Below are 14,589 nucleotides of genomic sequence, written 5' to 3' on the forward strand. Positions count from 1 at the left end.
CTACAAGTACCGACTATTTGGTCAGGTACTCACCTTTTGGTAAGCATGGGGGCGCGTCAGCGCAGCGGGCGGTACGAGGCCCGGGTGAAGAACGCGCCGCCGTTCGCACCGAGGCGTCCCGGGCCGGGGAAGTGGTCGGGCAGGTCCCCGCGGCGGAGACCGGGGCCGACGTCGGGGCCCTCGTCGTCATCGTCGTCGTCCCCGTATCCGTATCCGTCGTCGCCGTCGTCGCCGTCGTCCTCACCGTCCTCGTCGTCCTCTTCGTCGCCCGGCACGCCCAGCAGACGGCGTGTCAGCAGGTCGCGGTCCGACAGGAGTTCGTCCAGAGCCGCGCGTACGTCCCCGGGCTCCGTGCGGGCCGCGTCGCGCTCCGCGGCGATGAGGACCGCGCGCCGGACCAGCTCCTTGGTGAAGGACGCCGTCGTGCCCTCCGTGCGCGCGACGACCTCGTCGGCGAACGCCTCGTCGAGGCCGAGCCCGTCGCCGTACAGGGCGAGCAGCCGACGACGGCCCGCCGCGTCGGGCAGCGGGATCTCCACCGCGAGGTCCACGCGGCCCGGGCGCTGCACCAGGGCGGGCTCCAGGAGGTCGGCGCGGTTGGTGGTGAGCAGGAAGGCCACGTCGGCGTCGTCACCGAGGCCGTCCATCTCGTTCAGGACCTGGAAGAGCAGGGGCTGTTCGCCGTCCCCGTAGTCCCGGGCCTCGGCGACGAGGTCGCAGTCCTCCAGGACGACGAGCGCGGGCTGGAGCATGCGGGCGAGCGCGCAGGCCGGGCCGATCGCGCCGATCGTGACGCCGGAGAGCAGCACGACGGTGAAGTCCGGCATGCCCGAGAGCAGATAGCGGATGGTGTGGGTCTTGCCCGTGCCGGGCGGCCCGTACAGGAGCAGGCCGCGCCGCAGGTGCTGGCCCGCGGCGAGCAGCCGCTCGCGCTGCCGGGCCACGCCCACGACGTGCCGCTCGACGCGGTCCAGGAGCCCCTCCGGCAGGACGATGCCGTCGCGGTCCAGGTCCGGGCGCCGGTGGAAGCGGAACGGTCCGAGGCCTTCGCTGAAGTCACCGCCTTCGAAGGACAGGACCTGGCCCCGCAGCACGTTGTGCTCGCGGATCAGCGCGTCGACCCCGGCCAGCAGCCGCTTCGCGGTGTCGCGGTCCGCGGCGAGGACTTCGAGCTGGACCATGTCGTGGCCGTACTCGCGGCCCGGGCCGCGCAGGAGCACGACGCAGCGCTCCTCGCGGCCGTCCGCGGTGCGCTCGGTGCCGAGGTAGAACCCGAAGGACACGCAGGCCAGTTCGGCGTCCGGGGACACGGGCAGGTGCGCGTAGTCGACGGCGCCGATCACGAACCTGTCGTAGCGGCTGGCGGATTCGAGGATCTCGGACAGCGTGTAGTGGCCGCGGTGGTCGGCGCCGGTCATGCCGATCAGCTCGTACGAGCGCGACGCGGCGCCGAACCAGCGCTCCAGGGCCAGGTGCACGTTCGGGTGGTCGTAGGGCGCGTACGCGGCCTTCACCACCGGGGCCTGGCCCGGCTCGACGCCGAGGTGCCGGCGCAGGCGGGCGGTGAGGTCGCGCTCGCCGTCACCCTCGGTGCGCGGGCGGCGCGCCACGGCCTCGACGAACTTCGTGAACAGCTCGCCGACCCGCTCCAGCTCGGCCTGCTCGCTGCCCGGCGCGCCCTCGTCGCCGGGGCCGCTGGAGACGATCCGTGTGGTCATGGGTGTGCTCCCCCGTCGTGCCACGGCCGCTGGTCGGGCGGCCCGAGGTCTTCCAGCGTGGCGGGGGCTGTTCGCCGCCGTCAACGCCATTTCGTGGGCGGGAGGGGCGGGGGCGCGCCGCGGTGTCGTCAGCGCCGATTCGCGGACGGCGGGCCGGGGCGCGCCGCGGTGGCGTCAGCGGTGTGACACGGGTTCCCTCGCCGTGTCCCGCGCCGGCGCGTCGGCCTGGGGCGCGGGCTCCTGCCGCTTCCTCGGCAGCAGCAGGGCCACCACCAGCGTGCCCACGCCGAGGATGACCGCGCCGACCAGGCTGGTGTGGGCCACCGCGTCGGAGAAGGAGGTGCCGACGGCGTGCTTCATCTGCTCGGCGCCCTGCGCGAGTTCGGCGGCCTGGGCCTTCAGCTCGGCGGCCTTCCGCGGGGAGTTCGCGCCCGCGGCCTGCTCGGCGAGGTGCCGCGCCTGCTGCCCGACGGCCTGGGCGACACCGCCGCCCGCGCCCACGGAGTCCTGGGCCTGCTCAAGAGCGGACGCCGGGAGCTTGCTGCCCGCGGTCTCGTCGGCGAGACCGTCGGCGTACGAGGTGCCGAGGACCGAGCCGAGGACGGCGATGCCGAGGGAGCCGCCCAGTTCGAGCGAGGTGTCGTTGACGGCTCCGCCGACACCAAGGTCCGACTCCGGGAAGGCGCCCATGATCGCGTCCGTGCAGGGCGAGACCGCCAGGCCCATCGACAGGCCGAGGACGACGAGGGGCAGCACGAAGTCCCCGTACGACGTCGCCGCGTCGGTGGTGGTGAGCAGGGCCAGGGCCGTGGTGCCGCCGACCATGCCCGCGGTGACCATCACCTTCGCGCCGAGCCTCGGCGTGAGGAAGCCGGTGAGCGCGGAGCCCACGAACACCGCGCCCGCGAGCGGCAGCATGCGCACGCCCGTCTCCAGCGGGTCGTACTCCAGGACGAACTGGAGGTGCTGCGTCAGGAAGTAGAAGGCGCCGAACGCGGCCACGAAGAACAGGGCCACCGCGAGGTTGGCGCCGGAGAAGCCGCGCCGGGCGAACTTGCGGACGTCCAGGACGGGGCGCGGGTGGCGCAGCTCCCGGACGACGAAGAGGACGAGGCCGACGGCGGCGACCACGGCCGCGCCGATGGCACTGGCACCCCACCCGAAGCCGGGCCCCTCAATGATCATGTAGATGAGCGCGCCGATCCAGACGACGGAGAGGAGCCCGCCCACGTAGTCGATGCGCCCCGCCGCCGAGGACTTCGACGGCGGTACGAGCACGAACGCGCCGATGATCGCGACGGCTGCCACGGGGATGTCGATGAGGAACGTCGACGCCCAGCCGTAGTCCTCCAGGAGCATGCCCGCGATCAGCGGGCCCGCCGCGATGGCGATGCCGGACGTGGCCGCCCACAGCGTGATCGCCTTGGCGCGCTCCTGGCGCGGGAACGTGGCCGCGAGCAGGGAGAGCGTCGCGGGCATGATCATCGCCGCGCCCACGCCCATCACGCCGCGCGCGACGATGACGGCCGTCGAGCTGTCGGCGAGCGCCCCGGCACCCGCGCCCGCGCTGAGGACGAGCAGCCCGAGCACGAGCGCGCCGCGCCGGCTGTACTTGTCGCCGATCGCGCCGAAGAGCAGCATCAGGGCGGCGTACGGGACGGTGTACGCGTCGATGACCCATTGCAGGTCGGAGCTGCTGAGGTCGAGGTCGCGGGTCATGTCGGGCGCCGCCACCGTCAGGGCGGTGTTCGCCATGACGGCGATCAGCAGGCTCAGGCACAGGACCAGCAGCGCCCACCAGCGGCGCGCGTAGGGCCGGTCCATCCGCTCCACCGGCTCATTGATCAACAAAGGCATCGTGGCCCACCCCTCGGAGTACGTCGAGCATGTACGCGGTCCAGTAACTTGCACACCGATGTGTAATTGCACGGCGGTGTGCAATCTAGCTCAAGGGTGCCTTCTTGCACAGCAGTGTGCAAATACGGGGGTGGGCGGCACAATGGCGCCATGAGCCGTACGAAGCCGATGTCGTCGCGGGGTGCTGCCGCCGGGGCCGCCGGGGCCGCCGCCGGGGCCGCCGGGCCCGTCGCCGGGGCCGCTGCCGGGTCCCCCAGGGCCGCCGGGTCCGCCGCCACGGCGCGCGCCGACGCGAATCGCCGCCGCATCCTCGATGTCGCCTACGCCGAGCTGACCCGGGACCCGGACGCGTCCATGGACCAGATCGCGCGGGGCGCCGGGGTGGTGCGCCGCACGGTCTACGGCCACTTCCCGAGCCGGGACGCGCTGATCACCGCGCTCCTCGACGAGGCCGTGGAAGCGGTGATGGCCGCGCACTCCGCCGCCTACGCGAACGCGGAGGACCCGGCGCGTGCCGTGGCCGCCGCGATGCTCGGCGTCTGGCGCGTCACCGACCGCTACCGCCTGCTGCTGTCCCTGGCGCAGCGCGCGGTGACCATGGACGGCATCCGCGAACGCCTGGCGCCGATGAACGCGGCGGGCGAGGCGATGTTCCAACGGGCCCTGGACGAGGGCCGTTTCACCACCTCGGTGCCGCCGCGCGCCCTGGTCTACGTCCTGGAGAGCATCGTCTTCGGCCTGATGGAGGCGGTGAACGCCGGGGTCATCGGCTCGGAGGAGGCAGGCCGCGCGGCCCCCATCACGTTCCTCACGGCAGCGGGCCTCCCCCTGCCGGAGGCCACGGCGCTGGTGGACGGGCTCTAGCCCCTGCGGGCCAGCAGCGCCCGGACCGTCTTGCCCTGTCCCTGGCGGGGGAACCAGCCCACGTCCTGGGCGAGTTGGCGTACGACGAGCAGTCCCCGGCCGCCCTCCCCCGTGGGTGACGGGCCTGCCGCGTCGAAGCCGGGGAACTCCCCTACGGGGTCCGACACGTCGACGACCAGGGCGCCGCTCTCCGTGACGGCGAGCCGTAGCCACAGGTGGTGCCCCGTGACGCGCCCGTGCCGGGCGGCGTTGGCGACCAGCTCGGAGACGACCAGGACAGCGTCGTCGGCGTCGCCGCGCCATTCCCATGCGTCGAGCCGCAGCCGCGTGCCCTTGCGGGCGAGGGCCGGGGCCGCCGGGGTCATCGGGTAGCTGGTGGCCCAGGCGCGCGCCAGCTGTACCGCTGGTGGGGGTGGAAGTTCCGTGGGGTTTGTCATGGGCCTACGGTCCCGAGCTTGCACGTTCGACTTCAATCGAACTTCCCTGAAATTTCAGGGTGATTGTGAAGTGGACTATGCGCGAATCTGCACAACCCTCTGCGCCGACCGCGCACGAGGTGTCACACTCCGACCGCAAGGGCAGGTGACACGCACAAGGAAACATGGGCGGTGCACATGGCAGCCAAGCGCGGACGGACCGGGCAGCGGCTGGAACTCGGGCTACAGCTGCGACAGTTGAGGGAAGAACGCGGCCTGACGCGGAAACAGGCCATTCAAGGGCTACGCATCTCCGAGGCATCACTGCTCCGGATCGAGAACGGTGACCTGAACTTCCGCTACGTGGGAGACCTCCGGAAGGTACTGACCAAGTACGGCGTCACCGACGAGGACGCCGTCGATGCGTTCGTCTACCTCAACCGGGAGTCCTCGCGCCAGGACTGGCTCACGCAGTACCGCGGGCTGATGCCCGCTGGCATGCCGAGCTTCGTCGGCCTCGAACCAGAGGCCAGGAGCATGCGGATCTACCACCCCACCCTTGTCCATGGCCTTCTTCAGACACAGCGCTATGCGCAAGCCCTCCACGACTTGAACAAGCCTGTGGAGGAGACCACGTCGGAGTTCATCCGCAACAGCGTGGAGCTACGGATGAAGCGGCAGGAGTGCTTGACCCGGGAGAACCCGGTCAAGCTGCGTGCCATCCTCGGCGAGGCCGCTCTGCGCTATCCGGTCGGAGGCAAGGATGTGATGTGCGAACAGTACGAGAAGCTCTCCGAACTGGCCTCCTGGGAGCACATCACGCTCCAGGTGCTGCCGTTCAGCAACGGCTACCGCTCGACGAACGACTTCGGGATTCTCGACCTCGGCGACAGGCTGCCGCACCGGGTCCAGATCGACAGCGCTTGGGGCGCGGTGCACAGCTCGGACAAGCGCCGCGAAGTCGACCGGTTCATCCGACGGTTCGACGCCATGGTCGCCTCCGCCTTGCCGCCCGAGGACACTCCCCAATTCATGACCCAACTACAACGGGAACTGTGACCCATGACTCGCATCACCAACACATCCGAACTCGCGCCTGAAGAAGCCTGGTTCAAGTCGTCGTACAGCGATGGTCAGGGGCAGAGCTGCGTAGAGGTGGCCGATGTCACGAGCTGGCGCAAGTCGTCGTACAGCGACGGCGTCCCCAGTAGCTGCATCGAGGTCGCCGACCTCACCCGCCAAGCCGGCGGCAGCCACAGCGGTGACGTCGGCATACGGGACTCCAAGAACCCCGACGGCCCCGCCCTGCTCCTGGGGGCGCCCGCCTGGAGGGCCTTCCTAGCGGGGCTCGCCCCCGGCGTGGGGTGATCGCGGGCGGTGCAGCCGGGCCGGGAGGTCGTCCCACTGCGGGCCCAGGCGGTAGTGGGAGGTGTGCACGCAGTCCGGGCACACGTACTGCGTGCGCCAGCCGCCGCCCCGGCAGCGGACCTCGCCCACGGGTATCGGGGCGGTGGTCCAGTGGCCGCAGACGCCGAGCACTCGGTCCGGGAGAGCAGTACGCATGAGGGTGGTCAGCTCCTCTGAAGTCGTATCCCCGGCCCCCGGACCGCGAGGGTCCGGGGGCCGGGGCGCGTCACCTGGGGGCAGCCGCGAGGGCTAGGCCTGCACCGGGGCCTTCGCCAGCGGCACCTGCTCGGGCACGGCCTCGGCCGCCGCCGGAGGCGCCCCGTGCTCGTCGTCGACCAGCGTGCGCTCGTCGAAGGGCAGCTCGCCGTCGAGCACGAGGGCGACCCGCTCCCGGTCGACCTCCTTGGTCCACGTGCCGATGAGGAGCGTCGCCACCGCGTTGCCCGCGAAGTTGGTGAGGGCGCGCGCCTCGCTCATGAAGCGGTCGACGCCGATGATGAGGCCGACGCCGTCGACGAGCCCGGGCTTGTGCGACTGGAGGCCGCTGGCGAGGACGGCGATGCCGGAGCCGGAGACGCCCGCCGCGCCCTTGGAGGCGATCATCATGAACAGCAGCAGGGAGATCTGCTCGCCCACGCCCAGCGGCTGGTCCATCGCGTCGGCGATGAAGAGCGAGGCCATGGTCAGGTAGATCATCGTGCCGTCGAGGTTGAAGGAGTACCCGGTCGGCACGGTGATGCCGACGACGGGGCGGCTGACGCCCAGGTGCTCCATCTTCGCGATGAGCCGCGGCAGCGCGGACTCCGACGACGACGTGGAGAGGATGAGCAGGAACTCCCGGCCCAGGTACTTCAGGAGCTTGAAGAGGTTGACCCCGGTGACCAGGCGAAGCAGCGTGCCGAGCACGAGCAGGATGAAGAGCGCGCAGGTGACGTAGAAGCCGATCATGATGGTGGCCAGGGCCTTGAGCGCGTCCGTGCCGGTCTCGCCGATGACCGCGGCCATCGCGCCGAACGCACCGATGGGCGCGGCCCACATGATCATGCCCAGGATGCGGAAGACCAGCTTCTGGATGTGGCCCACCCCGCGGAGGATCGGCTCGCCCGTGCGGCCCATGGCCTGGAGGGCGAAGCCGACGAGGAGCGCGACGAGCAGGGTCTGGAGGACCTCGCCCTGGGTGAAGGCGGAGACCATCGTCTTCGGGATGATGCCGAGCGCGAAGTCGACGAGGCCCTTGTCCGCCTCGTCGGCGGCGTCGTGGCCCGCGGCCTTGTCCGACGAGGTCAGGTCCATGCCGGAGCCGGGGTGCAGGATGTTGCCGACGACCAGGCCGATGGCCAGGGCGACCACCGACATGGCGACGAAGTAGGCGAGGGCGAGACCGCCGACCTTGCCGACCTTCGCGGCCTGCCGGACCGAACCCACGCCGAGCACGATGGTGCAGAAGATGATCGGCGAGATCATCATCTTGATGAGGTTCACGAAGCCGGTGCCGAGGGGCTTCAGCTCCTTGGCGAAGTCCGGCGCGATGAAGCCCACGGCGATGCCGACGAGCACGGCCGCGATGACGGCGATGTAGAGGTAGTGGGTGCGGTCCCGCTTCTCGCGGGGCGCGCGTGCGGGCGGGGCGTCCGGCCCCGCCGGGGGCCGCGCCCCGGTCCCGGCGGCGCCCGCCGCCGTCCTGTCATCTGCCACGGTTGCCTCCTTGGGCGACTACGACCTCTGCGTCCTCGCGAGTCGTGCGGCTCACGTCCTGGCGATTCCGGGTGACTATCTCCCGGGGTGTGAGGGCGGTCACCCTTGCGTTCATTGAGTTCGCGCGGAGGTCTCCGTGGATGTGTCCGCGCGCGTCTCCGTCGACGTTCCTTTAGGTCAGGCGCGTACGGCGAGGCAGACTTGCACCATGCCCCAGGCCCCCCGACCGCCCCGCCGACCGCGGGCTCCGCGCAGCCTCGCCGGTCAGCTCTTCGCCATGCAGGTGGTCCTGGTGGCGGTCGTGGTCGCGGGCTGCGCCCTGTTCACGTACCTCAGCGACCGGCACCAGGCGGAGGAGGCGGCACGGCGCCAGGCCACGGCGGCGGCGCGCGCGGTCGCGGACGCGCCGTCCGTGCGCGAGGCGATCCGCGGCGACGACCCGTCCCGCGCGCTCCAGCCGTACGCGTCGAAGGTCCAGCGGGACACCGGTGTCGCCTTCGTGACGATCATGGACAGGCGCGGCATCCGCTGGACCCACCCCGACCCGGCCCGCATCGGCCAGCGCTTCCTCGGCCACACGGCGGAGGCGCTGCGCGGCCAGACCTTCACGGAGACGTACACCGGCACCCTCGGGCCCTCCGTGCGCGTGGTCACGCCCATCCACGACGGCGGCCGGATCGTCGGCCTGGTCAGCGCGGGCATCACCATCGAGGAGATCACGGCGAAGGCCCGCGGCCAGCTCGTGTCGCTGCTCGGCGTCGCGGCGGCGGCCCTGGTGCTCGGCGCGGTCGGCACGTACGTCATCAACGCGCGGCTGCGCCGCAGCACCCACGGCATGAACGCGGCCGAGCTGAGCCGCATGCACGACTACCACGAGGCCGCGCTGCACGCCGTGCGCGAAGGCCTGCTCATGCTCGACGGGCGGCGCCGCGTGGCGCTCATCAACGACGCCGCGCGCGAGCTGCTCGGCGCGGGCGAGGGCGTCGTCGGCGCCTACGTCACGGACCTCGGCCTGCCCGCGCCGCTGACCGGCGCGCTGCTCGACGCGGCGCCGCGCGTGGACGAGGTGCACCTGACGGCGGACCGCGTCCTCGTCGTGAACACATCGCCGGTCTCCGGCGGCGACCGCAAGGGCACCGTGGTCACCCTCCGCGACCACACCGAACTCCAGGCCCTCACCGGCGAGCTGACCTCCGAGCGCGGATTCACCCGCGCCCTGCGCTCCCAGGCCCACGAGGCCGCGAACCGGCTGCACACCGTGGTCTCCCTGATCGAAATGGGCCGTGCCGACGAGGCGGTGGAGTTCGCCACCGCCGAGCTGGAGCTGGCCCAGGCCCTCACCGACCAGGTGGTCGCCGCCGTCAGCGAACCGGTCCTCGCGGCCCTCCTCCTCGGCAAGGCGGCCCAGGCCAACGAGCGCGGCGTCGAGCTGGTCGTCTCCGACGACACCAGCGTCGACGACGGCGAGCTGCCGAGCGCGCCCGCCTCGCGCGACCTCGTCACCATCCTCGGCAACCTCATCGACAACGCCGTCGACGCGGCCCAGGGCTCCCCCTCCGCCCGCGTCACGGTGACCGTCCTCGCCGGCCCCGACACCCTGCTCCTGCGCGTCGCGGACACCGGCCCCGGCATCCCCGAGGCCCACCGCGAGGCGATCTTCACCCGGGGCTGGTCCACCAAGTCCCCCGACGGCCGCGGCCTCGGCCTCTCCCTCGCCCACCAGGCCGCCACGCGCAACGGCGGGACGCTGACGGTGGCCCCGTCCCCCGCGGGGGGCGCGGAGTTCACGGCCACGCTGCCCCTCACCGCCCCCGCCGCGCTCCGGGAAGGGGCCGACAGATGACCGAGCAAGCGCCCGCCCCCATCCGCGTCCTCGTCGTCGAGGACGACCCCGTCGCGGCCGACGCCCACGTCCTGTACGTCAACCGGGTGCCGGGCTTCGAGGCCACCGCCACCGCCCACACCGCCGCGGAGGCGCGGCGCGCGCTCGACCGCGGGCCCGTCGACCTGATCCTCCTCGACCTGAACCTCCCCGACGGCCACGGCCTGTCCCTGGCCCGCAGCCTGCGCGCCGCCGGGCACAAGGCCGACGTCATCGCCGTCACCTCCGCCCGCGACCTCACCGTCGTCCGCGAAGGCGTCTCCCTCGGCGTCATCCAGTACGTCCTGAAGCCCTTCACCTTCGCCACCCTGCGGGACCGGCTCACCCGCTACGCCGAGTTCCGCAGCGCGGCGGGTGAGGCCACCGGGCAGGACGAGGTCGACCGCGCCCTCGCGACCCTGCGCGCCCCGGCGCCCGCCACCCTGCCCAAGGGCCTCAGTGGCCCCACCCTGGAACGCGTCACCCGCACCCTGCGCGACGCCCCGCCCGAAGGCCTCACCGCCGCCGCGGCGGCGGACCTCACGGGGCTCTCCCGCATCACGGCCCGCCGCTACCTGGAGCACCTGGTCGACACCGGCCGCGCGGCCCGCAGCCCCCAGTACGGCCAGGTGGGCCGCCCGGAGCTGGTCTACCGCTGGCTGCCGCCGTCCTGAGGGGCCCGGGCGCCCCGCCCGGGGTCCGCCACACCGCTGCACGGGCATTGACCTTGGTTCCAGCAACCGCTTACGTTCACCGGCAGCAGCCGTGCGCGGCAGGCAGCGCGGCCGCGCCGGACCGTAGGAGGTCGTGCCCGTGCGCCCCACCGCTTCCGCCCCTCTCCTCCTCGCGACCGCACTCGCCGCCGGCGCCCTCACCGCGTGCGGCGGCGGCTCCGGTGACGACCCGGACACCGTGAAGGTGTCGTACAAGCAGTCCATGGACAACCAGATCCGGGTGATGGACGACTACCTGGAGGCCATGAAGAAGCAGTTCGAGAAGGCGCATCCGGGCAAGAAGGTGAAGCTGGTGCCGATCAAGGCTCCGGACGCCGAGTACTACACGAAGGTGCAGCAGACGCTGCGCTCCCCCAAGACCGCGCCCGACCTCGTCTACGAGGACACCTTCCTCATCAACTCCGACATCACCAGCGGGTACTTGAAGCCCCTCGACCCGTATCTGGAGAAGTGGAAGGAGTGGCCGAAGTTCATCGACACGGCCAAGGCCGCGGCCCGGGCGGAGGACGGCAAGACGTACGGCGTGCCCGACGGCACGGACACGCGCGGGCTGTGGTTCAGCAGGGACATCTTCAAGAAGGCGGGCCTGCCGCAGGACTGGCGGCCCAAGAACTGGGACGAACTCCTCGACGCCGCCCGCACCGTCAAGAAGAAGGTGCCCGGCGTCGTGCCGCTGAACGTGTACACCGGCAAGCCCGGCGGCGAGACCTCCGCCATGCAGGGCCTGGAGATGCTCCTCTACGGCACGGGCGAGAACCCCGTGTACGACCCGAAGGCCAAGAAGTGGGTCGTCGGCAGCAAGGGCTTCAAGGACGCCCTGCGCTTCGTCGAGACCGTCTACAAGGAGAAGCTCGGCCCCGACGTCGAGGACGCCCTCGACCCGAACATGGCCACGCGCGTCCGCGGCGAGTTCCTGCCCAAGGGCAAGCTCGCCATCAACCTCGACGGCTCCTGGCTCCCGCAGGACTGGCTCAAGGGCTCCGGCCACGAATGGCCCGAGTGGTCGAAGGAGTTGGGCCTCGCGCCCATGCCCACGCAGCACGGCCAGGCCCCCGGCAAGGTCAGCATGTCCGGCGGCTGGACCTGGGCCGTTCCCGCGAAGGCCGACAACCCCGACCTCGCGTTCCAGTTCATCGAGACCATGCAGACCAAAGAGAACGCCAAGAAGTGGTACATCGCCAACTCCGGCATCTCCGTACGGAAAGACGTCGCCAAGGACCCCGAGTACATGACGGCGCAGCCCGGCATCCGCTTCTTCACCGACCTCGTCTCCGTCACCCACTACCGGCCCGCCTACCCCGCGTACCCGAAGGTCTCCACCGCGATGCAGGAGGCCATGGAGAAGGTCACCACCCGTGACGCCTCCGTCGACGACGCGGCGAGCGGCTACGACGACGAGGTCGAGTCCGCCACGGACGGCAAGGTGATCGAGAGGTGACGGCGCCGGCGACGGCCCCGCGCGAGGCCCCGCCACGGGCCGCCGCGCCGCGCCCCCGGCGCCTGGCCCGCTCCATGGGCCGCGCCCTGCCCGTCTCGCCCGCCGTCGTCCTGATGGCCCTGTTCCTCGCGGGCCCCATCGGCTACTGCGCGTACATCGCCTTCACCGACCTCCAGCTCACCGGCCAGGCGCACGAGAGCTTCGTCGGCTTCGAGAACTTCCGCACGGCCTTCGGCGACGAGGACTTCCTCAACGCCGTCCGGCTGACGCTCGTCTTCACCTTCCTGTCCTCGGTCGTCGGCCAGAACACGCTCGGCCTGGCCCTCGCCGTCCTGATGCGCCGCGCCTCCAAGCCGGTCCGCACCCTCACCGGGGCCGTCGTCATCACCGCCTGGGTCCTGCCCGAGGTCGTCGCGGGCTTCCTCCTCTACGCCTTCTTCCGCCGCGACGGCACCCTCAACGCCGTCCTCGACACCCTCCACCTGCCCTCCCAGAACTGGCTGTTCACGCTGCCCATCCTCGCGGTGTCCTTCGCCAACATGTGGCGGGGCACGGCCTTCTCGATGCTCGTGTACTCGGCCGCGCTCAGCGAGATCCCCCAGGAGGTCACCGAGGCCGCCGAGGTCGACGGCGCGGGCGGCTGGCGCCGGATGTGGCACATCACCCTGCCGATGATCCGCCGCTCCATCGGCACCAACCTCATGCTCAACACCCTCCAGACCCTCTCCGTCTTCGGCCTCATCTGGGTGATGACACGCGGCGGCCCCGGCAACCGCAGCCAGACCCTGCCGCTGTTCATGTACGAACAGGCCTTCCAGAAGAGCATGATCGGCTACGGCACCGCGGTCGCCCTGCTGCTGCTCCTCGTGGGGTCCCTGTTCTCCCTGGTCTACATGCGCCTGCTGCGCACGGAGGTCTGATGTCCGCACGCCGCGCCCGCAGCCGCCGACTCGCCGCCGACATCGGCCTGCTGACCGTGGCGGCGGCCTTCGCCGTACCGCTCGCCTGGGTGCTGCTGTCCGCCGTCGACCCCAAGGCCGACGTGGGCGTGAAGCGCCCCGACGGCTTCACCCTCGACAACTTCGACGCCGTCCTCACCGACGAGATCACCTTCACACCGATGCTGAACAGCCTGCTCCTGTGCGGCGGCGGCACGCTCCTGACCGTGGTGAGCGCGGCCCTCGCCGCCTACCCGCTGTCGCGCTACACCTCCCGGCTCAACCGGCCGTTCATGCTGACGATCCTGTTCGCGACCAGCCTGCCCATCACCGCCATCATGGTTCCGGTGTACGCGCTGTTCGTCCGCGTCGACCTCATCGACACCCTCCAGGGCACCATCTTCTTCTTCGCCGCGTCCCAACTGCCCTTCGCCATCTGGCTGATGAAGAACTTCATGGACGGCGTGCCCAAGGAGCTGGAGGAGGCCGCCTGGACGGACGGCGCCTCGCCGCTGCAATCCCTCGTCCGCATCGTGCTGCCCCTCATGGGGCCCGGCGTCGCCGTCGTGACCGTCTTCTCCTTCGTCCTCATGTGGGGCAACTTCTTCGTCCCCTTCATGCTGCTGCTCTCCCCCGACCAGATGCCCGCGGCCGTCAGCATCAACGACTTCTTCGGCAGCAAGGGCGCCATCGTCTACGGCCAGCTCGCGGCGTTCTCCCTCATCTACTCGACGCCGGTGATCCTCCTGTACGTCCTGATCGCACGGCGGCTCGGCGGCGGCTTCGCCCTGGGCGGCGCGGTCAAGGGCTGAGGGCGCGGGGGCGCACGACGGGGCGCTCCGGCGGATGTGGCTTCGTCCGAGGCCCAGCCTCGTAGGAACGCACCGTAGTCGCCCGACTCCGCTCCCCCTACCGTGTGCCCCGTGCCAGCAAGCCAGCCCCCACCGCCCTTCGACTTCCCCGCCGCGCGCCGGCTGCGCGAGGCGCTGGGCATGGCGCCCGGACATGTCGCCTACGGCATGCGGGCCGGCTACGGCCTCACCCACGTCACCGCCGACACCGTCAGCGCGTGGGAGCGGGGCCTCGCCACCCCCACCCCCGCCGAACTGACCGCCCTCGCGGCCACGCTGTGGTGCTCGCCCGGCGAACTCATGGGCGCCGCCCGGACGTTGCGGGAGCATCGCCTGGCCCGCGCCCTCGCCCCGGAGGACGTCGCGCGTGGCGCGGGCGTGGAGCTACAGGCGTATCTGCGTATGGAGGAGACCGACCAGTGGCGCGGCAGCGACCGGCAGTCCGCCGCCCTCGCGCACACGCTCCAGCTGTCGCTGCCGGACTTCATCGCGGTCACCGGCCGCGCCGAGCAGCTCGCGGAGCTGCTGCGCCGGGCGGTCACGACCCGCTGGCAGGGGTACGTACGCCCGGTCAGCAAGCTCCTCGCCGTCGACAAGCGCGCCGTCGAGGGCCCGCTGCGCAGCCTGCACGACGCGTACCAGTCACGGATGGTCCGCACGCTGAGCTGGGGCGGCGGCGCGAGCGCGGACGCCTCGGGCCACGCGGGCCGCGACTTCCTCGACCGCGTCCTCGACCACTTCTGGCCCCTGGTCCCCGGCCCACCCTGAGGCGACCGGGGTACGGCCCGACGGCGGCCACGGCCCGACGGC

The 14,589-nt window shown here is 71.7% G+C and carries 14 protein-coding genes; 9 read left to right on the plus strand and 5 right to left on the minus strand.

Features of this window, described 5'->3' with window-relative positions; translation table 11 throughout:
• Positions 1–56: 56 nt before the first annotated feature.
• Both AC07GB_RS01190 and AC07GB_RS01195 read right to left on the minus strand, forming a co-directional pair.
• Positions 57–1,718 carry an AAA family ATPase gene (locus tag AC07GB_RS01190; RefSeq protein ID WP_478841132.1) on the minus strand — a complete coding sequence of 554 codons (1,662 nt, stop codon included), beginning with the start codon at positions 1,716–1,718 and terminating at the stop codon, positions 57–59.
• 174 nt (positions 1,719–1,892) lie between these two features.
• Positions 1,893–3,575 carry an MFS transporter gene (locus tag AC07GB_RS01195; RefSeq protein WP_478841133.1) on the minus strand — a complete coding sequence of 561 codons (1,683 nt, stop codon included), beginning with the start codon at positions 3,573–3,575 and terminating at the stop codon, positions 1,893–1,895.
• A gap of 150 nt (positions 3,576–3,725) precedes the next feature.
• Between AC07GB_RS01195 and AC07GB_RS01200 the strand changes: the two genes are divergently transcribed.
• Entirely contained in the window at positions 3,726–4,439 is a 714-nt protein-coding gene (locus AC07GB_RS01200) for a TetR/AcrR family transcriptional regulator (protein ID WP_478841134.1), read from the plus strand.
• On the opposite strand, the gene AC07GB_RS01205 is transcribed toward AC07GB_RS01200, so the two are convergent.
• On the minus strand, positions 4,436–4,876 hold the full coding sequence (locus AC07GB_RS01205) for an ATP-binding protein (RefSeq protein WP_478841135.1): 441 nt from the start codon (positions 4,874–4,876) through the stop codon (positions 4,436–4,438). The genes AC07GB_RS01200 and AC07GB_RS01205 overlap by 4 nt on opposite strands.
• 177 nt (positions 4,877–5,053) lie before the next feature.
• Between AC07GB_RS01205 and AC07GB_RS01210 the strand changes: the two genes are divergently transcribed.
• Complete coding sequence (locus AC07GB_RS01210) at positions 5,054–5,914, plus strand: helix-turn-helix domain-containing protein (RefSeq protein ID WP_478841136.1); 861 nt, start codon at positions 5,054–5,056, stop codon at positions 5,912–5,914.
• 3 nt (positions 5,915–5,917) lie between these two features.
• The gene (locus AC07GB_RS01215; protein WP_478841137.1) at positions 5,918–6,223 is read left to right on the plus strand and encodes a DUF397 domain-containing protein; all 306 of its coding nucleotides are present in this window, start codon (positions 5,918–5,920) and stop codon (positions 6,221–6,223) included.
• Here the strand turns inward: AC07GB_RS01215 and AC07GB_RS01220 are convergent.
• Together AC07GB_RS01220 and AC07GB_RS01225 are read right to left on the minus strand one after the other, a co-directional pair.
• A complete protein-coding gene (locus tag AC07GB_RS01220; RefSeq protein WP_478841138.1) occupies positions 6,194–6,418 on the minus strand; it encodes a hypothetical protein in 225 nt (74 codons plus the stop codon). The genes AC07GB_RS01215 and AC07GB_RS01220 overlap by 30 nt on opposite strands.
• Before the next feature lie 93 nt (positions 6,419–6,511).
• A complete protein-coding gene (locus tag AC07GB_RS01225; RefSeq protein ID WP_478841139.1) occupies positions 6,512–7,957 on the minus strand; it encodes a cation:dicarboxylate symporter family transporter in 1,446 nt (481 codons plus the stop codon).
• A 208-nt stretch (positions 7,958–8,165) separates the two neighbouring features.
• Between AC07GB_RS01225 and AC07GB_RS01230 the strand changes: the two genes are divergently transcribed.
• The 6 genes from AC07GB_RS01230 (at position 8,166) to AC07GB_RS01255 (ending at position 14,547) form a co-directional block, all read left to right on the plus strand.
• On the plus strand, positions 8,166–9,800 hold the full coding sequence (locus tag AC07GB_RS01230; protein WP_478841140.1) for a sensor histidine kinase: 1,635 nt from the start codon (positions 8,166–8,168) through the stop codon (positions 9,798–9,800).
• Positions 9,797–10,492, plus strand: a complete 696-nt coding sequence (locus AC07GB_RS01235; protein WP_478841141.1) for a response regulator — start codon at positions 9,797–9,799, stop codon at positions 10,490–10,492. Before AC07GB_RS01230 ends, AC07GB_RS01235 begins: the two co-directional genes overlap by 4 nt.
• Before the next feature lie 133 nt (positions 10,493–10,625).
• Entirely contained in the window at positions 10,626–11,990 is a 1,365-nt protein-coding gene (locus AC07GB_RS01240; RefSeq protein ID WP_478841142.1) for an extracellular solute-binding protein, read from the plus strand.
• A gap of 74 nt (positions 11,991–12,064) precedes the next feature.
• On the plus strand, positions 12,065–12,910 hold the full coding sequence (locus AC07GB_RS01245; protein ID WP_478841404.1) for a carbohydrate ABC transporter permease: 846 nt from the start codon (positions 12,065–12,067) through the stop codon (positions 12,908–12,910).
• Positions 12,910–13,740 (plus strand): carbohydrate ABC transporter permease, encoded by an 831-nt coding sequence (locus AC07GB_RS01250; RefSeq protein ID WP_478841143.1) that lies wholly within the window; start codon positions 12,910–12,912, stop codon positions 13,738–13,740. The genes AC07GB_RS01245 and AC07GB_RS01250 overlap by 1 nt, the downstream gene beginning before the upstream one ends.
• Before the next feature lie 111 nt (positions 13,741–13,851).
• A complete protein-coding gene (locus AC07GB_RS01255) occupies positions 13,852–14,547 on the plus strand; it encodes a helix-turn-helix domain-containing protein (protein ID WP_478841144.1) in 696 nt (231 codons plus the stop codon).
• Positions 14,548–14,589 lie beyond the last annotated feature (42 nt).

The sequence above is a fragment of the Streptomyces sp. NPDC045778 genome (assembly GCF_056431945.1).